At 63.9% G+C, this 26,768-nt stretch carries 18 protein-coding genes; 6 read left to right on the forward strand and 12 right to left on the reverse strand.

Annotated features, from left to right (window positions below; translation table 11 throughout):
* Window positions 1-13 precede the first annotated feature (13 nt).
* From AB843_RS06310 to AB843_RS06330, 5 genes are all read right to left on the reverse strand, one after another.
* Window positions 14-1,639, reverse strand: a complete 1,626-nt coding sequence (locus tag AB843_RS06310; RefSeq protein ID WP_244467908.1) for a glucosamine inositolphosphorylceramide transferase family protein — start codon at window positions 1,637-1,639, stop codon at window positions 14-16.
* Complete coding sequence (locus tag AB843_RS06315) at window positions 1,629-4,415, reverse strand: condensation domain-containing protein (protein WP_048645961.1); 2,787 nt, start codon at window positions 4,413-4,415, stop codon at window positions 1,629-1,631. Before AB843_RS06315 ends, AB843_RS06310 begins: the two co-directional genes overlap by 11 nt.
* On the reverse strand, window positions 4,412-12,391 hold the full coding sequence (locus tag AB843_RS06320; protein WP_048645962.1) for a hybrid non-ribosomal peptide synthetase/type I polyketide synthase: 7,980 nt from the start codon (window positions 12,389-12,391) through the stop codon (window positions 4,412-4,414). The genes AB843_RS06315 and AB843_RS06320 overlap by 4 nt, the downstream gene beginning before the upstream one ends.
* On the reverse strand, window positions 12,388-14,208 hold the full coding sequence (locus AB843_RS06325; protein WP_244467909.1) for a non-ribosomal peptide synthetase: 1,821 nt from the start codon (window positions 14,206-14,208) through the stop codon (window positions 12,388-12,390). The genes AB843_RS06320 and AB843_RS06325 overlap by 4 nt, the downstream gene beginning before the upstream one ends.
* 419 nt (window positions 14,209-14,627) lie before the next feature.
* The gene (locus tag AB843_RS06330; protein WP_048645963.1) at window positions 14,628-15,443 is read right to left on the reverse strand and encodes a glycoside hydrolase family 16 protein; all 816 of its coding nucleotides are present in this window, start codon (window positions 15,441-15,443) and stop codon (window positions 14,628-14,630) included.
* Window positions 15,444-15,660: 217 nt separating this feature from the next.
* On the opposite strand from AB843_RS06330, the gene AB843_RS06335 reads away from it, so the two are divergent.
* Window positions 15,661-17,070, forward strand: a complete 1,410-nt coding sequence (locus AB843_RS06335; protein ID WP_048645964.1) for an O-antigen ligase family protein — start codon at window positions 15,661-15,663, stop codon at window positions 17,068-17,070.
* Window positions 17,067-18,281, forward strand: a complete 1,215-nt coding sequence (locus tag AB843_RS06340) for a polysaccharide pyruvyl transferase family protein (protein ID WP_157384438.1) — start codon at window positions 17,067-17,069, stop codon at window positions 18,279-18,281. The genes AB843_RS06335 and AB843_RS06340 overlap by 4 nt, the downstream gene beginning before the upstream one ends.
* Window positions 18,282-18,370: 89 nt before the next feature.
* Here AB843_RS06340 and AB843_RS06345 read toward each other — a convergent pair whose 3' ends face one another.
* The 6 genes from AB843_RS06345 to AB843_RS06370 all read right to left on the reverse strand — a co-directional run bounded on the left by AB843_RS06345 (window position 18,371) and on the right by AB843_RS06370 (window position 22,208).
* Window positions 18,371-18,982: an invasion associated locus B family protein gene (locus AB843_RS06345; protein WP_157384439.1), complete on the reverse strand. Its 612-nt coding sequence runs from the start codon at window positions 18,980-18,982 to the stop codon at window positions 18,371-18,373.
* A gap of 12 nt (window positions 18,983-18,994) precedes the next feature.
* Entirely contained in the window at window positions 18,995-19,888 is an 894-nt protein-coding gene (locus AB843_RS06350) for a CsgG/HfaB family protein (protein WP_048645967.1), read from the reverse strand.
* A gap of 34 nt (window positions 19,889-19,922) precedes the next feature.
* Window positions 19,923-20,240, reverse strand: a complete 318-nt coding sequence (locus AB843_RS06355; RefSeq protein WP_157384440.1) for a curli assembly protein CsgF — start codon at window positions 20,238-20,240, stop codon at window positions 19,923-19,925.
* 19 nt (window positions 20,241-20,259) lie between these two features.
* Entirely contained in the window at window positions 20,260-20,835 is a 576-nt protein-coding gene (locus AB843_RS06360) for a hypothetical protein (RefSeq protein ID WP_157384441.1), read from the reverse strand.
* A gap of 61 nt (window positions 20,836-20,896) precedes the next feature.
* A complete protein-coding gene (gene csgH, locus AB843_RS06365) occupies window positions 20,897-21,259 on the reverse strand; it encodes a curli-like amyloid fiber formation chaperone CsgH (protein WP_048645970.1) in 363 nt (120 codons plus the stop codon).
* Window positions 21,260-21,320: 61 nt separating this feature from the next.
* Window positions 21,321-22,208 (reverse strand): hypothetical protein, encoded by an 888-nt coding sequence (locus tag AB843_RS06370; RefSeq protein ID WP_157384442.1) that lies wholly within the window; start codon window positions 22,206-22,208, stop codon window positions 21,321-21,323.
* Between the two features lie 343 nt (window positions 22,209-22,551).
* Here AB843_RS06370 and AB843_RS06375 point away from each other — a divergent pair, with 343 nt between their 5' ends.
* The 3 genes from AB843_RS06375 to AB843_RS06385 all read left to right on the forward strand — a co-directional run bounded on the left by AB843_RS06375 (window position 22,552) and on the right by AB843_RS06385 (window position 25,087).
* Window positions 22,552-22,959, forward strand: a complete 408-nt coding sequence (locus tag AB843_RS06375) for a hypothetical protein (RefSeq protein WP_048645972.1) — start codon at window positions 22,552-22,554, stop codon at window positions 22,957-22,959.
* A gap of 194 nt (window positions 22,960-23,153) precedes the next feature.
* Window positions 23,154-23,966, forward strand: coding sequence for a Crp/Fnr family transcriptional regulator (locus AB843_RS06380; RefSeq protein WP_244467911.1), 813 nt, complete (start codon window positions 23,154-23,156; stop codon window positions 23,964-23,966).
* Between the two features lie 359 nt (window positions 23,967-24,325).
* On the forward strand, window positions 24,326-25,087 hold the full coding sequence (locus AB843_RS06385) for a response regulator transcription factor (RefSeq protein ID WP_244467912.1): 762 nt from the start codon (window positions 24,326-24,328) through the stop codon (window positions 25,085-25,087).
* 162 nt (window positions 25,088-25,249) lie between these two features.
* Here the strand turns inward: AB843_RS06385 and AB843_RS06390 are convergent, their stop codons facing one another.
* Window positions 25,250-25,618 carry a cupin domain-containing protein gene (locus AB843_RS06390; RefSeq protein WP_048645973.1) on the reverse strand — a complete coding sequence of 123 codons (369 nt, stop codon included), beginning with the start codon at window positions 25,616-25,618 and terminating at the stop codon, window positions 25,250-25,252.
* A gap of 128 nt (window positions 25,619-25,746) precedes the next feature.
* On the opposite strand from AB843_RS06390, the gene AB843_RS06395 reads away from it, so the two are divergent.
* Window positions 25,747-26,757 (forward strand): BMP family ABC transporter substrate-binding protein, encoded by a 1,011-nt coding sequence (locus tag AB843_RS06395; protein WP_048646126.1) that lies wholly within the window; start codon window positions 25,747-25,749, stop codon window positions 26,755-26,757.
* The last annotated feature ends 11 nt before the right edge of the window (window positions 26,758-26,768 follow it).

Here is a 26,768-nt window from a genome sequence, read left to right on the forward strand (position 1 = left end):
CAAGCGCCGGGCACTACGCATTGAGGCGGGCGTCGAGGATGTAGCGCGTGCCGCTGGCATCGAAATGGTGGCAGCCGATGAGGCCGGGCTTGAAATCCGGAACAATCCGCCGCACGCAGGTCTCGCGATAGGCATCCCGGTCGAGTTGCTCGATTTCCATGATGTTCAGGCCATAGCCGTAAATGCCATACGCATTGTTCTGGGACGGGCGGAACAGCCGCCTGTGGCGGGCGAAGACCCGCCCGGCATTGCGCGCCGTGGCGCTGCCGATGACGATGGGGTTGCGCCGGTGCGCGGTGATCGACGACAATTTCGGTCCATCGACCTCGAATGCATAGAGCGCCGAGCAATGGTCCTCGAAAGCGTGGTGTTCCGACAGATTCGAAAACAGCCACCACGTGCCCTTGTGGCGAAACAGCGTGCTGTCGGCGGCCGAGCAGCCTTCGAGCGCGCTGGAATAAGGTTCCCAGACCAGCGGAAAGCTGACCGCGCGCCAGATCTCGATACGCTTTCTCTGATGCGTTTCCGGCATCATGAAAATCGCGCCGTCATGGCTGAAGACGAAGGGAAACGACAGGTGGTTGTCGCCACCGAGCGCGATGCCGATCGGCTCCAGCCCGTCACGCGTCAAGCGGCCGACGGCGATGTGCGCCTTGCTGTCGCCGATCCCGTAATTCTCATAGAAAACATAGGTTTCGCCCTCATGCCTGAACAGGAACGGGTCGGCCTTGATCGAGGTTTTCGAGGGGGGGATTTCCACCGCTTGACGGGGGTCGAAATCGTCGATCGCTCCGCGCCCGCTGTAGAGGGTCCAGACGGCCGTCTCGCTGTGCGCGCGGCGGCGCAAGGCCTTTGCCGCAAGGGCCAGCGATCCGTGGGCGAGCTTCACCGCATAGGCGGCGGTTTCGCCGATGGTCGGGCAGGCGGGGGCCGACGCCTTGGGCAGCCGGACCAGGGCGGGGCCGAACTGACGCGTGTCGGCCAGGCGGCCAAGCTCGCGCATTGCCAGAAGAACCGATTTCTCCTGAATGAAGGCTGCGTTGCGCGCGGCGCTGAATTTCATGTTGAACGCCGCTTCGGCAATCCGCATCGGCTGCCGCCCTTTTCCCTGCTCGACGGTCAGGCCCAGGCGACTTTCAGGCGCGTTGGCCAGCGTGTCGTCGATGCCCGTCCAGTTGGCGCGCGGCGATTGGGCTTCGACGTGGCTGAGCGTCCAGACGCCGAACGGCAGGCCGGAGATGATGTCTTCCGGCAGGCCGGCCGGCACATGGCGCAGGACGAGATCCAGGCCGAGGGCTGCAACCGGCTCCGGCGAGCGGTCAAGGGCAAGGACCGGGATCGCCTTGCGAGCCCGGGCAAAACGCGCGGCGCGATAGGGTTTCTGTCGGGCGAACAAGGCCCGGTCGAGACGTGAAACCCAGCCGGCGATAATGCTCGAGCGCTGATCGGCGAAAGGGTCCGGATGAACCAGGAAGCCGGCCAGCAAAAAACGCGGATCGGCCAGAATCCTGTCGAACAGTTGCAGTTCCCAATTCTCGAAACGCCGGCCGGCCCCCGTCAGGATGCCGATCCTCAGGGGGGCTGGCCGGTCATGCGTTGACGCGGAGCGCTTGGCGGACGATTTCTGCTCATTCCTCACGGCGCGCTCCCGTGTGCAGGCGATCCGACAGGACGCCCGACAAGCTTTCGATACCCGCCTGGGTGAGGGAATCCTCGTGCCAGCCGGCAAGATCGAACACCGGCGCATCGTCGGGAATGAAACCGCGCCAGCCGAACAAAAGGTTTCTGGCGCGCTTGTTGGTCGCTTGGCTCCTGAACAGGAGCACGGTTTCGGCGTTGATCGGCCGGGGCCGATAGCGGCGTGCTGCGGCAACCAGGAAATCCGTGACATCCGCAGTGGCCTGTTCCTCGGTGTTCATGGCGTTGCCGCCGCTGAACCGCTCGAGCAGTTTCAGCGTCACGTTGAACTCCTTCAGATAGGTGATCGGCCGCATGCGCCCGCCAAGCAGCTTGCCGGTGAAATAGGCAAGCCGCTTGACGCGCTTCTCCGTGTTCCAGCGCCAGCGGGTGAAGCGCGACTGCGAGGCGACATAGCCAGGCGCCCAACTGTCGATCAGGGCGACGAACTGGATCCGATGCCCGAGGCAATGCAATTGCCGTGTCATCTCCATCGCCAGGATGCCGTTGACGCATAGCCCGATCAGCGCGATCGACTGGGGTCCGTCGGCAAGCTTCATGCAGGCGATCGCGTTGCCGGCGATCTGTTCCAGCGAAAGCTCGCGCATCGCCGGGTCGATGCTGGCGTTGAGCATGTTGAGATTGACTGCCGAGATCTCCTGGGGAAGCAGGCGCGCCATGCGGTAGTAGAGAAACGGATGATTGAGCGTGTAGAGGGCGCAACTGCCGTCGCCCTGCTGGTAGACGGAGATGTCCCAGGCGGGGGCTTGCCGCGCATTCGTTTCCGCCATCGCCGCGGCAGGGATTTGCGGTTCCTCAAGCGTTTGCTCAGCCTCACCGAAGACCGCGCGGGCAAACCCCGCAAGCGTCGGCGCCTCGAACAGAAGTGCCAGGTCCGGCTTCACGCCGAAGGTCGCTTTCACAGCCGCCAGCATGCGCAACGCCAGCAGCGAGTGACCGCCCAGCGCGAAGAAATCATCGCCCGCGCCGACCGCGTCAATGCCCAGAACATCCGCCCAGATGCGGCCGAGCTGGCGCTCTCTTTCCGGGATGGACTGCCGCGCGCCTGTTTCCGCGTTGGCGGGGCGCGGGGCGGGGGTCGGCTGAACGCCGGGCTCCGGCAGCGCCAACAGCACGCTGATGCCGGATGGCATGTCGGCTGCCGCCAGATGGCCGGCGAGATAGGCCATCAGCCGCGCCGGCAGCGCTTCAAGCGCGCCGGCGGTTGTCGGCGAGGGCGTGACGAAGGCGTAGGGCTGCCCGCCATCGATGGGTTGCTGCAACGCCGCCGCGGCCACGTCCTCGTGCCCGGTCAGCAACGTCTCCAGCCGTGACGCGCCGCGCGGGCCGTTCGCCGGCGGTGCCGGCGCGCGCACCGGACCCCGTATGGAAGCGATCTTCGCATCGGCATCGTCCAGCATGAGCGTGTAGGTCGCGCACCACAAATCCAGCAATTCCTGCGCCGTCCGCGCGTCGAACAAATCGGTGTTGTACTCGATCGACATGCGCCAGCCGCTCGGCCGGCCGATCATGATGAAGTTGAGATCGTAGATCACGCCCGGCGATTGCGATGGCGCGCTGATCAGTTCGAAACCGCCGTAATGCGCGTTCTCGAGGAACGCCTTCTGCTGGTTGAAATTCACCGAGACGAGCGGGTTGCGCGAAGGGTCGCGGGCCGGATTGACCAGTTCCACCAGATTGTTGAACGGCATCTTCTGATGATTGAGCGCATCGGCCACCGTCGCGCTGACCCGGGCGAGGTGCTGGGCGAAGGTCAGGTTCTCGGGAAAGTCGAAACGCAGCACCAGATTGTTGATGAACACGCCGATCAGGCTCTCCAGATCGACATCCTCGCGTCCGGCGATCTGCGTGCCGAACAGGACTTCGCGCGCGGCGCAATAGTGATGCAGGGCCGCACTGATGACCGCCGCGCCGTAGCTGAACAGCGAGACCTGATGGGCGCGCGCCGCCGCGTCGATGCGCTCGCCGAAGGAGAGCGGCATCACGGCGGAGAGGATTTCGCCATGGCTGGTTTTCGCCTGCCCGCGCGGCCGGTCGGGGCGGACTTCGAAATAGGGCGCGTCAGCCAATTGCGCGCGCCAATAGGTTTTCTCCGTCTCGAAACCGTAGCTGTTGCGGTATTCATCCTGCCACAGGGCGAAATCGCCATATTGCAGCGCCAGCTCCGGCAATTCGGGCGCGCGCTGTGCGTCGATCGCGGCGGCGATCTCGCCGACCTCGCGGCCCAGAACCCGGATCGACCAGCCGTCGAAGCAGGATTGATGCGCCGTGATGAGGATGAAACCGCGCTGGTTTTCGACCATCAGGAAGGTGACGCGGAACAGGCCGGGCTCTCCCAGGTCGAAGGGGGCTGCGGCCGTTTCCTTGCTGATCGACTGGACGCGCGCGTCGCGCTGGTCGGCCGGCACATGCCGAAGGTCGATCACCGGCATCTTGAAATCGACGGTTTCGACGACCTGTTGCCGTGGCCGGCCGTGCACATCGACGAGGCCCGTCCGCAGGATCTCATGACGGTCGATCACGCGCCGAAAGGCGGCTTCGATGCTCCCGGTCTTGAATGCGCCGCGGATTTCCCAGCGCACCGCCACGTTGAGCGCCGGATTTCCCGGGTTCAACTGGTCGAGGAACCAGCAGCGCAGCTGTGTCTGTGTGCAGGGAAACTCGGCGACGACTGCGCGCCCGGCATGTGGGTGCGTGTGTTGATCGGTTTCGCTCATCGCCCAGCCCCTGCGACCCGCCGCGCGCCATTGCGATAATCCTTCAGCGACGGCACATGCGGCATGGTTCCGTTGGCCGAAGACACGCTCTCAGCCTCGGCGCAAATCGCCAGTTCGCCGATGGTCGGATGGCGCAGCAGATGCTTGGCCTCCAGCGGCACGCCGGCATCCATCATGCGCGCGGCAATGCGGAAGATGCTGAGCGAATCCGCGCCGAGCGCGTAGAGATTGTCCTCGATGCCGATCTCGCCGATCTCCAGCACCTCGCTCCAGATGTTCGACAACTTCTTCTCCATCGGCGTGCGCGGCTGCACGCGGATGGGGGCGGCCGCCTGCCGCCTTGGCAACCCGAGCGCCTCCAGGGCCTTGCGATCCAGCTTGCCGTTCGCCGTCTGCGGCAGCTCTTTTGCCTCGAGCCAGAACCCCGGCACCATATGGGTCGGCAAATGCGCCTTGGCATGTGTCGTCAACCGTTCGGCTGAAGGCGGCTCATCCAGCTTTTCGGCCACGAAATGACACACCAGCTGGCGGTCGCCATTCGTGTTGCGCGCGGCCACCACCGCGCATTGGCGCACACCCTCGGCCTTGCCGATGACGGTTTCGATCTCGCCCAGTTCGATGCGGAAGCCGCGCAGCTTGATCTGATTGTCACGGCGGCCGAGCAGTTGCAGCGAGCCGTCCGGCAAGCGCCGCCCGACATCACCGGTGCGGTACAGCCGCTGCGGCACGCCGGCGATGTTGACATTGCGGAAGGCCGCCCGGGTCTGCTCGCGGTTTTCGAAGTAGCCGACCGCCAGCCCTTCGCCGCCAATGTTGAGTTCGCCGATCACGCCGACAGGGGCGATCCTGTCCTGGCCGTCGAGAATGAAGAGCTGCGTGTTGGCGATCGGATGACCGATGGTGATCGGCGCTTGCGCATCGTCGATGCGCGCCAGTGAGGACCAGATGGTGGTCTCGGTCGGCCCGTACATGTTCCACAATTCGTCGCCGATGCCGATCAGCGTCCTGGCCAATTCGCCAGGCAAGGGTTCACCGCCGCACAGCATTTTCAGTTGCGGCTGATTTTCAAGGCCTGCCTCCACCAGCATCTGCCAGAGCGTCGGCGTTGCCTGGAGAATGGTCGCCTGGCTGCGTTTCAGGAGATCGACCAGCGCGAACCCGTCGCGCACCTGGGCGCCGTCGGCGATGACCACCTTGCCGCCCGTGATCAGCGGCAGGTAGAGTTCCAGGCCGGCGATGTCGAACGAGATGGTGGTGACGGCGATCAGCGTATCCTCGGCGGTGAAGCCGGGTTCGCGCGCCATCGAGGTCAGGAAGTTGACCAGCGCACGATGCGGCACCTCGACACCCTTCGGCACGCCGGTCGAGCCGGAGGTGAAGATGATGTAGGCGGCAGACGCCGCGTGGCGCGTGCGCCGTTCCAGCGGCGTCGGGCTTTGCGCTGCGATTGCCGCTTCTTCCGTATCGAGGCGGATCGTCACCGCATCCGCGCCGGCCAGTGCGGCGATCCGGTCGCTGGCGCAGACAACGGCGGAAATGCGCGCGGCCTCCATGGTCTGCCGCAGGCGGGCTTCGGGATGCTCGGGATCGAGCGGCACATAGATGTGCCCGGATTTCATGATCGCCAGAAGCGTCACCAGCATGTCGATGGAGCGGTCGAGCGCCACCGCCACGCGGCGTCCGGGAATGAACACTTTCTCGTGGATCAGATGGGCAAGCTGCCAGCTCCGCGCGTCCAGTTCGGCATAGGTGATGGAAGCGTCGCCATGCTGCGCCGCGATGGCGTCGGGCCGCTCGGCCACGCGCTCGGCGAACAGGTCGTAGACGAGACGCTCCTGATCGAATTCGGCTTCCGTCGCGTTCACCTGATGGACGAGCCAATCCGTCTCGTCCTGCGAGAGGAGCGGCAGCGTGCCGATCCTCGCCGTCATATGATCGGCGATGGCCGAGGCGAGCGTGCGGAAATGACCGAGCCAGCGCTCGATGGTCTGCCGGTCGAAGACATCGCCATTGTAATCGACGTCGATCCGGATGCCGTCCTCGCTCTCGATCATGTTGAGGAACATGTCGAAATTGGAGAAGGCCTTTGGGTTCGGCGTCACACGTGCTTCAAGCCCGCCGAAATCGAGGTTCTTCGCCATCCGCTCGAGGTTGAACTGGATTTCCGTCAGCGGCAGGCGGCTCGGGTCGCGCTTGACGCCGAGTTTCCGCACCAGCGTGCCATAGGTGTAGTCCTGGTGTTCGAACGCCTTGAGGACCAGTTGCTGCGTCTGGCGCAGATGCGCATCGAAGGACTGGTTGTCGTCGACCGCATGGCGCAGGGGCAGCAGGTTGACGCAATGGCCGACGAGGTTCTGCCCGTCGAGCAGGCTTTGCCCCGCCGACGGCACGGCGACGACGATGTCGTCGCTTGCCGAAAGGCGGGCGATCATCACCTGCAAGGCGGCAAGCAGGGTCGAGAACATCGTCGCACCGCCCTTCGCCCCGGCCTTCTTCAGGCGCTTGTAAGTGTCCTTGTCGATGGACGCGGTGACGGTGCCGCCGGAAAAGCTGCGCCGTTCGGGCCTCGGCCGGTCGGTCGGCAAGTCGGCGAGGTCCGGCAGGGTTGCGAACTGGCCGAGCCAGAAGGCCTCCGTCTCACCGGTTGCTCCGGTCGTGCCGGCACGCTCCCGTGCGTAGGCGGCGAAGGAAAGCGCCGGCTGAAGGTCGGGCTGTTCGCCTTTAAGCAGTGCGACATAGGCGGCCGCCAATTCCTCGACGATGACATTGACGGACCAGCCGTCGCAGACGATGTGATGCGCCGTGAAGACCAGCACGTGCCGGTCGGCGGCAAGCCGCGCCATCTGCGCGCGCACCAGCGGTCCGTTGACCAGATCGAAGGGCGTGCGGGCTTCCTCGGCGGCGATGTGTTCGATTTCCGCGTCTGCGGAAACATCGCGCAGCGGGAGATCGACGGTGAAGTCGGGGATGATGTCGAACCGGTCCCCGGCGCGCGAAAAGCGGATGTGGAGCGCATCGTGACGGGCAATCACCAGGGCGAAGGCGCGCCGAAAGGCGGCTTCGTCGAGAGGGCCGTCGAGCGCCAGGTTGAAGGATTCGTTGAACGCGCAGGAAGCCTCGTCGCCGGCTTGCGCGGCCAGCCAGATTTCCGTCTGCGCTTCCGTCAGCGGCGCCGATGCGGGAGCCGGCTCCGCCCCGGCCGCGGCGGCGACCGGAACCGGATGCGCGGGGGCAAGAATGCCGGCCCCCTGCAGCGCGTCCAGGCTGTTTGCGAAGACCGCGGCAATGCGCTCGAAATCCTCTTCCGAATGCTGCGTCGTCAGGAAGCAGGGATAGCCGTCCTGCACATGCAGGCCCTGCAGGCGCGCATGGGGATAAAACAGCGCGCCAAGCGGATCGGCGCTGCCGAAATCGGTGACGAACCAGCTCTTGTAGCCATGGATCGGGCTCGCGATGCCGCGCCGCGCCAACTCGTCGTTGAGGCTGCCGACGAGCTGTTCTGTGCGCGCGGCGACACGGTCGTAAAGCGCCTGGCCCTCGCCCTTGATGTGTTCCAGCACGGCCTTGGTGGCGGCGAGCACGATCGGGTGGCGCACGAAGGTGCCGGCGAAGAAGGTTGGCGCGACCATCGGCACGCTGTCGTCGCCATAGGACCAGCCGCCGCCGTCCAGCGCATCCATGAACCGGCTGTCGCCGGCCAGCACGCCGATCGGCATGCCGCCGCCCAGCACCTTGCCGTAGGTCGCCAGATCGCCCGTGATGCCCCAGATGGCCTGCATGCCGCCCGGATGGACACGGAAGCCCGTCACCACCTCGTCGAAGACCAGGGCGAATTCGCCCTGCGTGGCGATGGCGCGCAATTCGCGGACGAAGTCCACAGGGCGCAATTCGGGGTGCCGGCTCTGCACCGGCTCGATGATGACGGCGGCGATGTCGTCGGCATTGGCGCGGATCCAGTCGAGGCTTTCGGGCGCACCGTAGCTCAGCACCGTCATGTTGGAGACCGAGCCTGGCGGAATGCCGGCGGCGATCGGCAGCGCGGCATGGGCGCCCGAGCGGCTGCGGCCCTTCACCAGCACCTCGTCGAACTGGCCGTGATAATCATTGCCGAACACCACCACCCGCTCGCGTCCGGTGACGGCGCGGGCAACCCGCATGGCGGCCATCACGGCTTCCGAACCGGTGTTGCAGAAGGTGACGCGCTGGTGGCCGGTCAATTCGCTGACGAGGTCCGCCACATCGCCGGCCAGCGGCGTCTGCGGGCCGATGGCGAAGCCGCTATTGGCCTGGGCAATGATCGCCTCGACGACGAAGTCCGGCGCATGGCCGAAGGCTGTCTGGCCCATGCCGTTGACCAGATCGATATATTCATTGCCGTCGACGTCCCAGATGCGCGCGCCCTTCGAACGGTCGGAGACGACGGGGAAGACCATTTCCTTCCACTCGGCCCGGAAGCCGGAAGCCGCGCGCGGATCGGCCAGACGCGGCCGATGGGTTTCGGTGAACGCCTTGGATTTTGCGTTCTTCGCTTCGTAACGCGCGATCAGATCGGCGATGAAGGCGCGTTTCTCCCGCGTGATCTCGTGATCGGCATGCTGCGCGCCGGGCTTGTAGAGGCGGATGCGCTCGCCGCCGATTTCCTTTTCCTGATCGCCGGCGGGAGGCGTCGCGATGGGTGGTGTCGGCGCCGCGGCCACAACTCCCGCCTGCATTGGCGCGGCGGGTACGCCGCCCAGCGATTGGATGGTCTGCATCTGCTGGGCGAAGAGCTGCTGCGCCATCTGCAATTGCGACTGGAACAGCGCCTCTATTCCGGCGGGCGCTGTGGTGGGTCCATTCGTCATTGTCGATGGCGCAGCAAGCGCGGCGACCGGCGTGGGGGGCGGGGGCGTCGCCGGGGTTTCTGGCGCCGGCTGCACGGCATCGGCCGGCAGTTCGGCATCCAGATGCCGCGCAAGGGCTTGTATGGTCGGGATGTTGCTCAAAAGCTCGCGGAAGGAGAGCTTGACCTTGTATTCCTTCTCCACCTTTTGCGCGAACTGGCCGATGAACAGGGAATCGAAGCCCAGTTCGAGAAACGTCGCGCCGCCGGCGTCGTCAGGCAGTTCCTCGCCGGACAGATCGGCAAGCAGGGCGGTAAGGGCAGCTTCCAGCCTGGCGGGCCGGTCGGCAGCGGGGAAGGCGGGTGTGGCTGTCATGATGACGGGTCCGTTTGTCGGGGTTGTCGGCAATGCGACGGCAGCCTGCGCAACCGTTGCAGCGTTCGCCTGGCGAAGCGGCTTCGGCGCGTCGATCCAGTGCAGTTGCCGTTGGAAAGGGTAGGTCGGCAGGGCGACGGTCCGCCGCGCCTCCGCCGGCAGGTCCGGCCAGTCGAACCGGCAACCGGCGATCCAGAGCCGAGCGTGGGCCTCGGCGAACACTTCTTGCGCCAGCCCGGCGCGGTCGTGTTCGGGCAGGGACTGGACGATTGCAGCCAGCGCCTCGCGTTTGAGTGTTTGCGCGCAAAACACCGACAGGGTTCGGCCGGGGCCGGTTTCCAGAAGGACAGGCTTGCTGCCCTGGCAGGCTGTGGACAACCCGCCGGCAAAGCGCACCGCATCGCGACAGTGCCGCGCCCAGTAGGCGGGCGCAGCCCCTTGTTCGTCGGTCTGCCAGTCGCCGGTGACGCAGGAAATATAGGGGATCGTCGCCGGGTGGTAGGTGACCCGCGACGTCTCGTCTTCCAGGAGCCGCGCCGCCTCGTCCATCATCGCTGAATGGAAGGCGTGCGAGGTGTGCAGGCGGCTATAGGCGACCCCGGCGGCATCGAGTGCCGCGCAGGTGGCGTCCATCGCCTCGAACGGGCCGGAAATAACGGACAGTTTGGGCGCGTTGATCGCGGCGATTTCCACGCCGTCGCAGAGGTGAAGCGCAACCGTCGCTGCGTCTGCGCGCACCGAGACCATGGCGCCCTTGGGTTGCTCCTGCATCAGCCGGCCACGCGCCGCCACCAGCTTCATCCCGTCCTCGAACGACATCACGCCGGAAAGTGCGGCGGCAACGAACTCGCCGACGCTGTGGCCGATCATCGCTGCCGGTTTGAGGCCCCGGCTCATCCAGAGGCGCGCCGTTGCGTACTCGACCAGAAACAGCGCCGGCTGGGCAATTTTCGTGTCGCGCAATGCCTCGGCGAGTTTCTCGTCGGGGCCGCCTTCACGGCGGATGAAATCGCGCAGGTCGGCATCGATCAGCGGTTTGGCGAGTTCGGCGCCCTGGTCGATCCAGCGGGCGAATTCCGGCTCGGCGGCATGGAGCGCGCCGCCCATGCCGACATATTGCGCGCCCTGGCCGGGAAACAGGAAGATGACCGGCGGCGGCGTTTCCTCGGCCCGGCCCGATATCGGCCGTTCGCTCGTCAGGCCGGTGATCGCCTCCTCGCGGCTTCGCGCGACGACCGCCGAACGCTGTAGGAAATCATGCCGGCCGGCTTGCAGCGTGTGCGCGACCGATGAGAGCGGTGCTGCGCCATTGCGCAATGCAGCGCCCAGGTTTTCGCGCATGGCGGTGAGCGCCGCTTCGTTGCGCGCCGACAAGGGCAGGATATGCACCGCGTTGCCATCATCCTCGGCAAGCGGGGCGGCGGGCGGGGCTTCCTCCAGCACCAGGTGCACATTCGTTCCGCCGACGCCGAACGAGCTGACGCCGGCGCGGCGCGGCGTTCCATCCGTGTTCCAGTCGCTGAGCTGACGCGGAATGCTGAACGGGCTGTCGTCGAGGTCGATGTGCGGGTTCGGTGCGACGAAATTCGCCACGGGCGGAATCTGCCGGTGGCGCAGCACCAGCGCGGCCTTGATCAGCCCGGCGACGCCCGCGGCGGCGTCCAGATGACCAAAATTTCCCTTCACCGAGCCGAGCGCGCAAAAACCCTTGTCCGCCACCGCGCCGAACGCCTTGGTCAGGCCGCTGAATTCGATCGGATCGCCAAGCGGTGTCGCCGTGCCATGGCATTCGACATAGCCGATCGTCGCCGGATCGATGCCGGCGCTGGCATGCGCCGCGGCAATGGCTTCGGACTGGCCTGAAACGCTTGGCGCGGTGTAGCCGACCTTGTCGGCGCCGTCATTGTTGACGCCATAGCCGCGGATGACGGCGTGGATCATGTCGCCGTCGCCGAGCACGTCTTCGAGCCGCTTGAGCAGCACAACGCCCGCCCCGCTGCCGAACACCGTGCCTGCCGCATCGGCGTCGAACGGCCGGCAGAATCCATCCGGCGAGACCATCCCGCCTTCCTGGTAGAGATAGCCGCGCTTTTGCGGAAAGGTGATCGACACGCCGCCGGCCAGCGCCATGTCGCAGCCATAGGTCAAGAGGGTCTGGCAGGCTTGCGTGACGGCCAGCGCCGAGGTCGAGCAGGCCGACTGGATGGTGAAGGCGGGACCGCGCAGGTTCAGCTTGTAGGCGACCCGCGTCGCCAGTGTGTCGTTGACCGAGCCGATCAGCTCCGAGAACATGCCGACCTGGTAGTTTGAGGTGAACTGCTCCACCTTGACCCGGTCGGACAGCACATTGTTGATCAGGTAGGTGCCCATCGCCGAACCGGCGAAGACGCCGATCGATGCCGGCGCGCGGAAGGGATCGCAGCCGGCGCCTTCCAGCGCTTCCCAGCATATCTCCAGAAACAACCGGAACTGGGGATCGATGAGCGCGGCCTCGCGCGGATACATGCCGAAGAACTCGGCATCGAACAGGCCGACATCGTCGAGATGCGGCCGCGCCGCCACATAATCCTTCGACGCGCGCACCGCATCCTCGAAGGCATCGTCGATTTCATCCGGCTGAAACCGGCGAAAGGCATGCCGTCCCTCGCGGATCATCTCCCAGAGTTCGTCTACGGAAGCCGCGCCGGGAAAACGGCCGGCCATGCCGATGATGGCAATGCTGCCGATCCCTTCGTCCAGGGCATCGGTCGCATCGTCGGGTCGCGCTTGCTCGGTCATCGCTGGCTCCGACGCAACTGGCTCATCCGCTTTCTTTGCATTTCGGCGCGCATACGGATGGCAGGCGCGGCAACCGTGTCGCCCGCTCTGGCGTCGAGAAAGCGCGCCAGGCTGCCGATGTTGGGATGCTCGAACACGGCGACCACGTCGATTGCGCGGCCAAGCGCTTGTTCCAGCGCCGCATGGATGCGCATCAACTGCATCGACGTACCGCCGAGATCGAAGAAATTCTGCTCCGCCCCGATGTCCTTCGCGCCAAGGACCTGTTCCCACAGCCCGGCGATGATCGCCACGGTTCCTTGCGCCCGTTCCGGTGCCTTGGCGGGGGAGGAGATGTCGGGCAGGGTGAGACGTGAACGATCCACCTTGCCGGCGGGATTCATTGGGAACGTGTCGAGGACGATCGCCTTGCTTGGAATCATATGCGCTGGAAGAACGGCTTTCAGGCTTGCCAGAACGGCCGCCGCAAACGGCAGTTCGCCGTCCAGGGCGGGCGCCTGCGGCTTGAGGAAAGCAACGATCCGCTTGGCGCTGCCGGACTGATGGCATTGGACGACGGCATCGGAAAGGCGCCCGTCGCGCCGCAGCGCCGCTTCGATCTCGTCCAGCTCGATGCGCTTGCCGTCGATCTTGATCTGCCGGTCGCGGCGGCCCTTGAAGCGCAGCAGGCCATTCTCATCCATCACCGCGACGTCGCCGGTGAGATAGCAACGCATCGCTTCTCCCGCCGACGTGCGGATCGTCACGAAGCGTTCGGCCGTCAGTTCGGGCCGGTTCAGGTAGCCGATGGCGAGGCCGTCGCCGGAAACGGCTAGCTGCCCCTCGACGCCGGCCGGCAGTTCTGCCAGCCCATCGTCGAGGATGTGGACGCGGCTGTGGGCGATGGAATGGCCGATCGGCATGTCAGCATCGGCGAAATCCGTTGAGACCGCGAAGGCCGAGGCCATCACCGTGACTTCGGTCGGGCCGTAGGCGTTGGTCAGGATGCAGCCCGGATGCGTTCTGAGAAAGCGTTTCGCATGATCGACGGACGCCACCTCGCCACCAAACAGGACATGCCGCAGCGAGGACAGCCGCGGCCCGTGATGGTCGACGAGGAGATGAAACAGCCCGGTGGTGAGCAGCATGACCGAGACGGAATTGTCGGCGATCACCTGCGTGATGCGCGGCAGCGAAAGCGTGCGCTCGCCAATGCCCACCAGCCGGCATCCATTGAGCAGCGCGCCCCAGATTTCGAAGGTGGCGGCATCGAAGGAGATCGTCGCCGTGTGCAGCACGACGTCGTCCGGGTGAAAGTGGATGTAGTTCTGCGCCCGTACCAGGCGCACAATGCCGCGATGCGGAATGACGACGCCCTTCGGGCGGCCGGTCGAGCCGGACGTGTACATGATGTAGGCCGCATCGCCGCCATCGGTGGCAATGTCGGGCGCCGGCGCGTCCACATCCGGCAGAGCGGCAAGCGCGGCATCGAGATCCACCTGGCGGCAATGATCGGTGGCCGCCGGCGGCAGGATATCCGCGTTGCCGCGCTCGGTCAGGATGACACGCGGCGCGCAATCGCCGATCATGTAGGCAAGATGCTCGGCCGGATAGGCGGGATCGAAGGGCGCGTAGGCCGCGCCTGCCTTGAGGATCGCCAGCTTGGCGATCAGGGTCTTCAGCGCTCGTGGCAGCAACAGGCCGACAATATCGCCTTTCACCACGCCGAGCCGCATCAGCTCATGCGCCAGGAGCGATGACTGCCGGTCGAGCTCGCCATAGGTGAGACGGAGATCGTCGAACTGGATGGCGATGGCGTCCGGCTGTTCGAGCGCCATCTGCGCAACGATGCCGTGTAGCGTTGCGTTGCGATCGTAACCTCTGGGTGCTTTCTGGGGCGCTTCGGTGCCGGAGAGGTGACGTGGTGATGGTTCACTCGAAAAGTCCGACTGCCGCTGCGTCCTGTTCATGCCGAGGTCCCACCCGAAACGTGATCCGCGCCTGTCTTTGAAGTATTTGAAAATGTTGCCATTTTCTGGATGAAGCGCGGGGAGGTCAATGGCTTCCCATGCCTTGTGCAGGAAGGATTTCACGCGCCTGCGAAAAGAAACAGATGGCCATGTGGATGAGGCGGCTTTCCCCCCGACGGCCTATCCCTGCACGGCCCTAGCCCATTCGGCGAGACCAGCTTTGCGGTGGTCGACCGCCCTATCCCAAAGCATTAGAGAAAGCCCGCGGGCGGCTCGGGGCGGGCCAGTCAGTCGAGGCGGTAGGCGCGCACGTAATCGACGAACATGTGGGACGGGTCCGGCGCCTCTTCCTTCGTCGCGCCATCGACCAGCGCCAGGTTGAGAAGAATGTAGAGCGGTTGCCGGTGTTCCGGCTGCGTCTCGGTTTTCCAGACGAAGGCGCGGTTGAAATAGATGCGGATCCAGTCGCGGTCGACCCTGACGCCGTAGGTGTGAAACTCGCCGGGCTTGGCCGCTTCGGAGCCCGTGCCGAACACCTCGTTGCGGTTGTACTGCGACGTGTGCCGCCCATCGCGATGCCACACATGCACGACCGAGGAGTATCCGCCCGGCTTGTCGCCGTAATACTCGAGAACATCGATCTCGGCGGTCGCCTTGGAGCGGTCTTTGCCGATCAGCCAGAATGCCGGCCACACGCCCGGCCCCTCGGGGAGGCGCGCGCGCATCTCGAAGTATCCATATTGCTGGGCAAACCCATCGCCCTTCGGGTCGACCGAGGCAAGCAGGCCGGATTGCCATTCGCCCTCCTTGTCGCGCCGCGCCTCGATGCGCAGCACACCGTCCTCGACACGGAACGGGAAGCCCTCGTGCGGGTTGGCGAAGCGCGCGCCGCCAAAATCCCCCGACCAGGGCGTGTGGGCGATCCAGCGCGTGCCCGGCCCCCAGGCGGAGACGTCGAGCGTGGTGAAATCCTCGTCGAAGGAGAGCGACATCTGCTCGAGATTGAGCCGGTCCTGCGGTGCTTCCGCGGCCTTTGGCGGGCTGAGCGCGGTCAGAAGAAAAAGGGCGGCAAGAGTAATGCCAGCCGCGACGATGCGGCGCATCGCACCCGAATGCCCGGGCTGGCCGTTAACAGGAATACAGGCCAAGGCCACCTCCTGAAACGACCATACCATGCGCCTTGCAGAGGATGAATTCGTCCAACATGCCCGCCATTAGTCCTTAAGGTGTATCCGTGGGTGGAACGACGCTCCCACCGCACCGTGCTAGCGTTTGCCATGCCAATGCCACGAAGACGTTGACAGGGAGCGCCGAAACGCCATGCGCATCGAGTTGCTGGGCATTGTCGCGATGATCCTGGGGGCGGTGACGCTGATGGCGCCGATGCGCTGGGCCTTCCATGTCATCGTTTTCTCGACGCTGTTCGGTGCCGCCGCTGCTCTCAGCCTGCCGAGCCTCGGCGGCGCGTCCGTTCTGGTGCCGAGCCTGCTCCTCGCCTTCTATTGCCTGCGCCTTTTCAAGGCCTTTGGCGAAAGGCCGGTGCTGGCTTCGGTGACAGGCACATCCGCTGGATTCTGGCTGCTTCTTCTGACGGTTTATGCCGTTCTGACGGCTGTATTCCTACCGCGCCTGCTGGCGGGCGAGACCGAGACCATGACGGTTCTGCGCTCGCCCTTCGGCCGCAGCGCCATCAACCTGGTCCCCTTGTCGTTCTCGACCAACAACATCACCCAGTCGGTCTACGCGCTGGGAGGCCTGTTCTGTTTCGCCTTCACTTTCGCGTATTTGCGGCGCGGCGGCGCTTCATCCGATCTCGTCAAGGCGATGTTCATCGTTGGAGCGCTCAACCTCGTCTTCGCGCTGCTCGATGTGGTGACCTATTATTCAGGCACGGCCTATCTCTTCGATTTCATCCGCACGGCGAACTACGCCCTGCTGACCGGCTCGGAGAAAGCCGGCTTCAAGCGCATTTCCGGCACGTTTCCCGAAGCCTCGGCCTTCGCCGGCTACACCATCGTCCTGTTTGCATTCATTGCCAGCCTCTGGCTCGATCGGGTTCGGCCGCTTTCCACCGGCATACTCGGCGGCCTCCTCTTGCTGGCTTTGCTCTTGTCCACGTCGAGCACAGCGCTGGTCAGCCTTGCCGTGGTGCTGGTGTTCCTTTTCGCCAGGTCCGTGCCGGCGTCGACCGGACCCCACCCCGTCAGTCGCCCGGCATTCCTGATGAGCGTTGTTGTGCTGGTGCCGCTTGTCTTCCTGTTGTGTGTCGTGATGGCTCCGGGTCTGGTGCAGGAGATTCAATCGTTTCTCGACGAAATGCTGTTTTCGAAGCTCGACAGCCAGTCCGGTCGCGAACGGTTCATGTGGAATGCCGTGGCGTTCCAGGTCTTCCAGGACACATGGGGCCTGGGCGCCGGTCTCGGCAGCGCGCGCGCGTCAAGTTATGCACTGGTCCTGTTGTCGAATGTCGGCATTGTGGGCGCGGCCCTGTTTGTCCTGTTCATCGGCTCGCTCCTCCTCCAGCGCGGCGGCAAGGGCGCTTTCGAGACGGCTACTGTCCGCGCTGCCAAGGCTGGTCTGGTGGCCGGGCTGTGTGAGGCGATGGTCTCCGGCACGGTCTATGATCTGGGTCTTTTGTTCTATGTGCTGGCCGGTGCAATCGCATCGTTCGGGCGGCAGCCCGTCTTTTCCGGCGCGGGGCCAACCGCAAAGGCGGAGGCAGCACAGTGAAAGTGCTGGTCTTCAACGTCCGTTACAGCCCCAATCTGGGAGACGGGATCCTCGCTTTATGCCTGGAGAACGCCTTGCGCCGCGCAGCGCCCGAACTGACGGTGGAAACCATCGACCTTGCCGGTCGTGAAACCTACGATGGGGCCGGCGATAGGCGCCGGCTGGCCTTGACGATGCTCGGATGGCTGCCCTCCGGCATACGCCGCCTGCTCGTTGAGCGGGCGCTTGCTCGCCGCCTGGACCTCCTGAAAAAAGCGTGGTTGCCGCGCATCGCGGCGGCCGATGCGGTGGTGATCGGCGGCGGCAATCTGTTCCAGGACGACGACCTCAACTTTCCGCTGAAGGTCGGCGCGGTTCTCGAATGCGCGCGACAGGTGCGACGACCGGTCGGCGTGTTCGCCGTCGGTGTCGGCGGGCACTGGTCGAAGCGCGCGCAAACGCTGTTCGGCCAGATCCGGGCATGCAAAGTGTTTCACCTCTCGGTGCGCGACAAGGCGGCCGGCGACAATTGGCGGCGCCATTTTGACGGCTGGCGCTCGGCGAAAATTCTTCCCGACCCTGGCCTGCTGGCGCGCGACCTGATCGCCGCGCCGCAGCCGGGCGGTGGGCGGGGGGCGCCGATGATCGGCATCTGCGTCACCCATCCGGTGATCTTGCGCCGTCACAGCGAGGGCGGTCGTGGGTCCATCCCGCTGTTGAAGGCCGCGCAATATGGCGCGCTGGTCCGCTGGCTTTCGAAAGCCGGTTGCCGCGTCACCTTGTTCACCAATGGCGCGACCGAGGATCAGCGCTTCCTGGAAAGCATCGCCAGGAAACTGCCGGCCGGCGCAGCCAGGCTGCCTGGACTGACCGTTGCGCCGCCGCCGCGCACGCCGGAGGATCTCGTGGCTTTGATCGGCACGTTCGACGCGGTCGCCGCGCACCGGCTGCATGCTTGCATTGTCGCCTACGCGCTGGCGGTGCCGCATGTCGGCTTCGGATGGGACCGGAAGGTCGAGAGCTTCTTTCGCGCCGTCGGCCGCGAGCGGTTCTTTCTGTCGGGCAAGGGTGTGGGCGTCGAGCAGATCGGCGGGTGCATTCTGGCTGCCATGCGCGACGGCATTGCGGAAGAGGCCCATGCCCGGCATTTCATCGAGGCGCGCGCCGCCGTGGCGCTGCTCGCGCGCGACCTGGCCGCTGCCGTTGAGCCTGCGTTTGTCGAACAGGTCTAGATGTGAGCTTTCGCTCGTCATCCCGGCCGACCGCAGGGAGAGCTGGGATGACGACGGTGGGGTACGCTTCCGTCAGGACGTGAAACGATCTAGCGCGTCGTTCCAGGGCGCGGCGTCGGGGTCGAGCCGGTGGTCTGCCGGTCGGGTGTCGACGGCTGGGCGCTAGCCGTTGCAGGCGGGTTGAAAATCTCGGCATAGGCAGGCGCAAACCCATTGAGCGACAGCGGAATGGTGAAATCGCCCTGGCCGGGACTGACCACCATGATCGAGGCGTTGGTGCCCTTGCGCATATGCTCCGTCAGTTCATCGGGAAACAGGCTTTCCAGAAGGCAGCCCTGGAAGGTGCAGCGGCTGATGGGGAAATAGTACGCGTCGCCCTGATCGACGACGAAGCGCGCGCCACGCGACAGGTCGATGCCGAGCGGCAGGGCGATCTGCGCCCGGGCCTTGCCGCTTTCGGCGTCGAACGCCAGCGCCGTCACCATGGCGATCGCCTGGCCCTGATTGACCAGCATGCGCTGGTAGAGCTGGCAGGATTGCGTCTCGTCCGGTTTGCCGAAACATTCCAGCAGCCAGTCGCCATAGGCCTGGCGGCTCTGCGGCTCGGCGAACTGCGCCGTCTCCTGCGCGCCGGCCACGCCCGAGGCGAGCAGCCCCAGCAGGAAAAGCGGCAGAGACGCTCGGAGTGCTGTGGTGGCCATCATCCTTCCCACTCAACTGGGTTCTGGAACTGCCGCTGCGACATAGGTCTTGTGGAACTTCTGGATCAGCTCGTTCTGCAGATTGGGATCGTTGAACTGCCACAAGCCGTTGCGCGCGCCGCGTACGATCAGGCTGTAGACGGCCAGTTCGATCGCCTGGCGCACGGCAATGCCGACCGGCTCGTTGCGGGTGAAGCCGGCCTCGGCCTGAAGGATCTCGTCGATGGCGACAAACTTGAACACCGATCCGCGCAGCAGGACCGAATAGACGGTCTTGGTGGTGGTGACGGATTCGGAGACCTCGCCCGTGCCGACGCTGACGGCGCGCAGGGCGACGGTGATCACGTCGCGCCGGTATTCGGCGTTGCCGCCAATGCCGAGATAGCGCGCGCCGAGGCCGCCGGTGATGACGTTGGTGTCGAAATCGACGATGCCGCCCTCGAGGATCAGCCCGGCAAAGCGCAAAGCCGGCAGTTGCGATCCATTGGCGCCCAGATAGGCCTTGCGCGTCTGGTCGATGATGTTGCGCTCGTTGAGCAGGTTCTTCAGCCCGACTCGCTCGACCACGTTGAACCAGGCGCCGCTGCCCGTTTCCTTCAGCACGTCGATCAGGATGTCGCCGGCGCCTTGCGTCACCGCCTTGGAGAACTGGGCGAAATTGTCCTCCGGCTTTTGCTGGCCGGTCTTGTCGGCGAATTCGTAGACCGCCACGTCGATCCGTTTGGCCGGCGGGGGCAGGGCGCTGAGCTTGTAGCCGACCTCGGTCCTCGGCGTCAGCGCGGCGGGTTGAATGAGGATGTCGTCCTTGCCGCCCGGCGTCTGGCAGCCTGCCAACGCGGCAAGCCCCAGCGCCAGACCCAAGCCGGCAGCCCTACGCAGGAAACGGTGATGGCTTCGGCTCGACATGATGTTTTCCCCCGGCTTGTGTTTGCGCAGTCTTTTACTCGGAAGGAACGACCCCGCTATTGGTCTGGTTCAATGCGGGATTGTTGGTTGCCGCGTCTGTAGCGCCGCCGAGATCGATGGTGATGGGTGGGAAATTGATGCTGGGTGGGCCGCCGCTGCCGCCGCCGGACGGTTTGTGCTTGTTCTGGATGTCCGCCAGGTTGAGCAGGAATTCGTCGAGCAACGGCGAGCCGCCGAAGGAGGGATCGCCGGACCTGTAGATGAGCTGCCCCGCCTGGACGCCGGACATGGCCGCGAGCAGCGCGGCGAACGACAGCGGCAGGAGCGGTTTTAGATGCAATCTTCGGGACATCTCGGTTCCTCTTCCATTCTCAGTTGATCTTGATGCGTGTGCCGGGGGGCGCGTTCTTGATGACCACACCGCCATTGTAGTTCTGGCCCGCCTGGCCGTAGGTGACGACCGTGTCCTGGGAGTTCACGAGTCCGACCAGAGCGCCCAGCCCATTGCCGATCTGCGCGGTGGCGAGCGTGTTGCCGGCGCCGCCGACGATGGCGGCGATTGAGGTGTTTCCGTCGCCGATCTGCACCTGGCCGATGACGCTGCCGGGTGAATTGTCGATCGTCGCGATGGCGTTGTTCTGCGCGCCGAATTGCAGCGTGGCGATGCCCGCGCCCGGACTGTTGCGGACATGGCTTGCCGCTGCATTGTTCTCGCCGCGCTGCAGGATGACGACGCTGCTGCCGGCGTCGGTCAAGGCAGCCGGGTCGAGAATGCCGGCGAACGGCTCATAGTTGCGCTGTTGCTGGCCGGCGACGATCTGCTCGACGCTCGCATTGTCGACCTGGAAGGATAGGGGTTCGGCAAAAACGGGCCAACTGCCACCGGTCAGGATGGCCAGCAGCACCGGTCCCAGCAGTACGGGTCGAAGGCATCGTCTCGTCATCATTCTCATCTGCCTGGCCTTTTCCTCTGCCGTACTGGTCTCGGGTTCAATCACCCCGGTTCACTCACAATGTCGTCGAGCGGCAGGTGGCGTTCTCTGCGCCGCTTTCAAGCCTCAGTTCGACCTCGATGCGCGCCCGGGGCGCTGCCGACACCGCCATGCGCGAAACAATCGACGGCCCGCCATCGGATTCGATCACGAACGCCCCGCCTTGGCGCGACAGGGAGCGATTGGAGCCGTTGACGATCTGCGCGTCGAGCCTGTAGCGGCCGGCAAGCCCCGCCTTTCCTCCGGCAAGCCCGGTGATGGTCGTCAGCCCGCCGGATTTTTCAAAGCGGATGTCGCAATGCACCGCGTCTTCGTCCGCTAGCGCCAGCCCGGCGGACAGCCCGGCCAGCGTACACAGAACCAGGACGATGCGGAGCATTGCGACCTCCCTGATTGCGGAAGGGCGTGGGTGCCCTCCCGCGCGCTTGTCTGCAGCGGGTTCAGCGGCTGTTCTGGTAGTTGATCGCCGAATTACCGTTGCCTGTCTGCAGGATGGCGCTGCGGTTGCCATTGCCAAGTTGCAGGTTGGCTGCGGCGTTGTTGGTCGAACCGAGCGAAGCAATGCCACTGCCGCTGATGGAAGCGCCGGCCGGCAGGCTTCCGCCGAACACCATGCCGTTGATGGCGGCGAGCGAGACGGTCGTTCCGCCGCCCTGCGAGATGAAGGACTGGTTGCCATTGTCCTCCTGCAGCGAGGCTGCGGTGTTGTTCTCACCATCTTGGAAGATGACGGAACTGTTGTTGTTGCCGACCTGCGATGAGGCCATGTAGTTGTCTTCGCCGCCGACCTGCAGGCCGAACGATGTGTTGCTGTTGCCCAATTGGGCAATCGCTCCGCCATTGTCGACGCCGTCCTGGACGATCGCCGCATTGTTGCTGTTGCCGACCTGGGCGATGGCGCCCTCATTGGCTGAATCCTGCTGGCTGATCAGCGCGGTGTTGTTGTCGCCGATCTGCAGCGTGCCCGATTCCTGTTGCGTGCCGATCTGCTGGTTGATCGCCATATTGCCGTTGCCGAGCTGGAATTGGACATTGGAGTTGAAGAAGCCGCCGGAGGTGATGTCGGCCGAGCCGATGTTGTTGGGGCCCACCTGGTTGCCGTCGGTGTTGACGATCACGCCGTCGCCGACATTCGCCGCGGCGCGTGCCTCGTTCAGCCCGACGCCGCCATTGTCGCCGACTGCCGATGCGGCTTCGCCGGCAATGGTCGTGGAAGCGGAATCATCCGTGTTGATCGCCGATGAGCCGACGCCTGCGGTCGCGGTTTGAGCCAAGGCTCCGCCGCACATGAGGGCAAATGCGGAGGTGGTTAAAAGAAAGCGTTTCATGTGGTGTCTCCCTGAGAAAATTTTCTTGAAAAGACGGGTGAAACAAGCGTGTGAGACCCGCCTGCATGAACGCTAGTGAAGGCCGATGGGCGAAACAATTTGGTTCAATTGAATAGGCGTCAGTCAAATTACACGGGCATGGAGGTAGGCTCAGCACCCGGATGCCGAGCCGCCCGCCATAGTGCTGATCAATACCTCAATGCCGGTAATCAAACTTGATAAGTGGATGAAGCCACCGCCTCCCATTGGAGGAATCGAAGCGGCGCAACCTAGCCATTAGGTGAATTGTCGGGCAGCATTGTCGCGTTAAGTTTGGAGTTTGCCGAGATGCGGACGGTGATCCATGGAGACGCGTGCCAATCGGAGAGTCCCGACTTTCTTCCTGGCGATTGCCGCGCAGGCTTTGCTGAGTGCCGGGGAAACGGGCGCGCAAGAGCGCGCGCTGTCCGTGCAGGAGGATTTTCTATCGATCGAGCAGGTTCAGCCGAAGGGCGCCGTAGCCGGCGTCGCCATCCGCCAGATCGGAGACGAGCCGCCGCCTCTCGTGCGCGCGGCTCGTCCATCGACACCGGCAAAAAAACGGCCGGCGGCCTTGGTCAAAGCCCGCACGCAGGCTGCTGGCACGCACCAGGGTGTCCCGCCGCCTGGTCGCCAGAGTTTGACGCTCGATTTCGGGCGGAACTCTCAAGAGATTATGAGGCTGCCTTCCGTAAGAGAGGGGCTGAGTTCACAAACTGGTGAGAATAATTGATTTGAGTAAATCAATAAAATTCTCAATTAATTATTTTATATTGAAAAGAATATATATCAATTATACTTATTTTCTATTGTTTATCACAAAGATTGATTTTAGAGTTTTCTATATTCATGTGACGCGATTTATAGTTTGGTGGAACCAATTGCCACGTTTCGACGTTGACGACAAATCGATCAGGGAGACCGGCCATGGAGGGCCTGGTGATCGAAACAGAAATCGCTGCGGGGTCTAAAGATAAAAAGGGGGAGGGCGAAGGGGCCGAGGGTATGCTGGCTAGCGGTGCGGGGAGTTTCAGAGAGATTTTGCACTATCTTGAATCCGAGGCGGCCCCGGGTCTGCTCGGGCTCGGCGTGCGCAAGCTTGGTGGCGTTGATCTAAAGAAACGGGTCTACTCCGCCGGCACGACGATTGCCGACAGTGATGATCGGCGACGCGCGGTCTTGCTCATCATTTCCGGCTGGGTCTCGTGCGGTAAGGAACTGACCGACGGCTCGCGCACGGTTGTCGATTTCTCGCTGAGCGGGGATGTGATCACTTTGGGATCGACGGAGTGGACCCGCGAGGTGATGATGGCGCTGACGCCTGTGACCTTGTTCGAGTTTCCCGGCGCGATCTATGAAAATCTGTCGACGTTTCCTCGCCGCGTGCGTGAGTTCGTCCTCAAGGGCATGGCCCGGCGTTATGCACGCACGGCCGAGCACTTTGTCAGCATAAGCCGTCGCGGCGCGGTGGAGCGCGTGGCGCATCTCCTTCTTGAATTGTCGCACCGCGTCGGCGTGCGCGAGAACGGTGGCACCGCTTGTTTTTCGTGTCCGTTGACGCAGGTGGATCTGGGCGATGCCCTCGGGCTTTCCGTGGTTCACGTCAACCGTGTCCTGAGAAAGCTGCGTGAAGCAGGCTACGTGTCGTTTCGTGGAGGCGTCGTGGAATTCCAGGACCGGCAGCGTCTGATTGAAATGGTGGGCTTCGACGGATCGTATCTTGCGTTAAACGTCGAGTAGGCGTTTGTTTGTGTCGTCAGTAAAGAATCAAACGCAATATCGTTAATGACGCCTGTCAAAGAAGGTATGTGTTGAGTAAAAATACAACCTAAGGTTTTATAAACTGCGCATATATCACTAAATGATTAATCTTCCAATGTATTGATCCATGTTAATGCAATTTATCCCCAAATATGACGATAATGATTATCCAAGTGATGGCCGGTCATGGCGCTTTGCGGCATGAAAACCATTGCGCCGACCGATGGTCGGCGAACAAGATCGAGTGCGTCAAAAAACAATACCAGAATATAGATGATTCGCTCGTGCTTGTACGTTGGGGAAATTCGAATTCCAGTACGAGTTGGGGAGCGTGAATTATGCAACAGATAAAAGCACCACAGGAAAACATCGGCCTGAAAGCGATCATAAATTCCTCTGATCACGGCGTTCTCGCCGTCAATGATCCGGTCTGGGAAGAGGACATCGACGAGGCCGAACGTGATATGGTTTTGTTGATCGACCCCAGAGTGCTTGACCGCGAGTGCCTGGCGCGCAGCCTGATCACACAGGATCCGTCGCTCGACATTGTCGCGGTCAGTTCGGCCGCGGATTGGCACAAGCGCGGCGATCCGCGGCAGCCAGCGGCCGTCCTGCTGATCGCCGGAAGCCGGAAAATAAGCGACCAGGGCGTCGGTGGCGAGATTCAGGAACTCGTGGAGGAGTTCGCCGACCAGCCCGTCGTGGTCATCGCCGATTCCGACGATCTCGGACAGATACTCAAGGCGTTGGAGGCAGGCGCGAGGGGATACATCCCAAGCAATGTCGGCGTCGGCGTTGCCGCCGAAGCCATTCTGCTCGCCCGTGCCGGCGGGGTGTTCGTGCCGGCCAGCGGCGTCCTGGCGATGCGCGAGGTGATCAACTCCACCAGCAGCCGGGTCGTCGGACTGGGCAATCTGTTCACGGCGCGCGAAGCCGAGGTGGCCGAAGCGCTGCGGCGGGGAAAGGCGAACAAGATCATCGCCTATGAACTCCAGCTTTGCGAAAGCACGGTCAAGGTTCACATCCGCAACATCATGAAGAAATTGAACGCCACCAATCGAACCGAGGTGGCCTACAAGATCCGCGAAATGCTGCCGTGAGGCAGGCTTGGGGGGAACTATGGAGAGGTCTGCTTCGCCAGAGATAGAGTGCGCCGGCCCGTCATCCACTGGTCCAGCTTGGGCGATTGATGGCGGGCCGGTTCATGCATGCGATGATATCGCGCAGCCAGCGCCATCGCAGCCGAGACGAGGGGACCACCCTCATCTCTCAAGATCGATGTAGCTGTCCGGCACGAAGCGCGGCGTACAGATGCAGTAGAATTCCAGGTCGCCATCGCCCGTGTTGGTGATCCTCTGCGCGGCATTGGCTGGAATGACCGCCTGGTCGCCCGGCCCGAGCTGCTGCCGTACCCCGTCGATCTCGACGATCCCTTCGCCCTTGCGCACCACATAGCGTTCGCAGATGCCGGCAAGCCTGTGCAACTGGGTCGTCACGCCGGGTTCCACCCTGGCGATCGCCAGCGATGTCTCGGGCGAGGCGGGCGTGTTCATCAACTCGGTGATGTAGCAGCGCTCATCGGTCCAGAATTCCTCCTGACCCGTGTTCTCGACAAACCAATCCGGCAGCATTTCAGCCCTCATTTGCAGCATCTTCCACAATGATCAGCGTTGCTGACAATTGTCAAAGGCGCGCCGGTGCTCCACAATGCCGGGCTTGATCACCGGGTGCAACCCGGGCGCAACAGGGAGTGGCGTTGATGCGGATTTGGCGGAATTGGTTGGCGGCGGGTCTTCTTGGCGCGACGGTTTTCACGATGCCGGCAGCGGCGGCGGAAAAATTCTTCGTCTATGTCTCGCCCGACGCGATCGGCGTCAACGCCTTCCTCAAGATGGGCCAGTCGGGGATCCAGGCGGCCGGTGAGAAATACGGCGCCGATGTCGAGACCTATGAGAGCCGCACGGCGGCCGACCGCCTGGAGAATGTCAATGCGGCGGTCAATGAAGGCGCCGACATCGTCGTCATGCTCGGTTTCGAGTTCAATGACATCATCAAGCAGGTGGCGCCGACCGCGCCCGACACGCAGTTCCTCATCATCGACCAGTGCATCGACGACCGCCCGGCAAACGTCCATTGCGCGGTCTTCCGCGAGTATGAGTCCAGCTATCTGATGGGTGTTGCCGCCGGCCTGCTGACCGAGACCGACAAGGTCGGCGTCGTCGGCGCGCTCGATATCCCCTTCCTGCACCGCTACACGGACGGCTATGCCGAAGGCGTGAAGTCGGTGAAGCCGGATGCATCCGTCGATATCCGCTGGGTCGGCGGCGAAAACCCGTTTGCCGATCCGGTGCGCGCCAAGGAACAGGCGGTGGCGATGCATGCCGCCGGCGCCGACCTGATTTTCACCGCCACGGCAGGCGGCGATTTCGGTGTCTTCGAAGCGGCCAAGGAAAAGAATTTCAAGGCGTTCTCGGTCGATGTGAACCAGTGTCCCAATGCGCCGGGCCACATCGTCGACATGACGCTGAAGCAGGTCGACACCGCCATGGTGCAGGCCATCGGCGCGATCCTCGATGGCGAAAAGAGCGTCACCATGGCGCTCGGCCTGAAGGAAGGCGGCATGTCGGCCATGGCGCTGCAGGAAGACCAGATCGCCGATAGCGGCTGCCTGATCGCCGATCATCCGGAGGTGGCGGCGAAGATGCGCGAGGTGGCCGACAGCATCAAGGACGGTTCGCTGAAGCTGGAAGACCCGATGTTCGCCAAGTAGCGGGCTTCGGG

Origin of the sequence: Nitratireductor soli, from assembly GCF_001050155.1 — a bacterium.
GTDB classification, from domain to species: Bacteria; Pseudomonadota; Alphaproteobacteria; order Rhizobiales; family Rhizobiaceae; genus Nitratireductor; species Nitratireductor soli.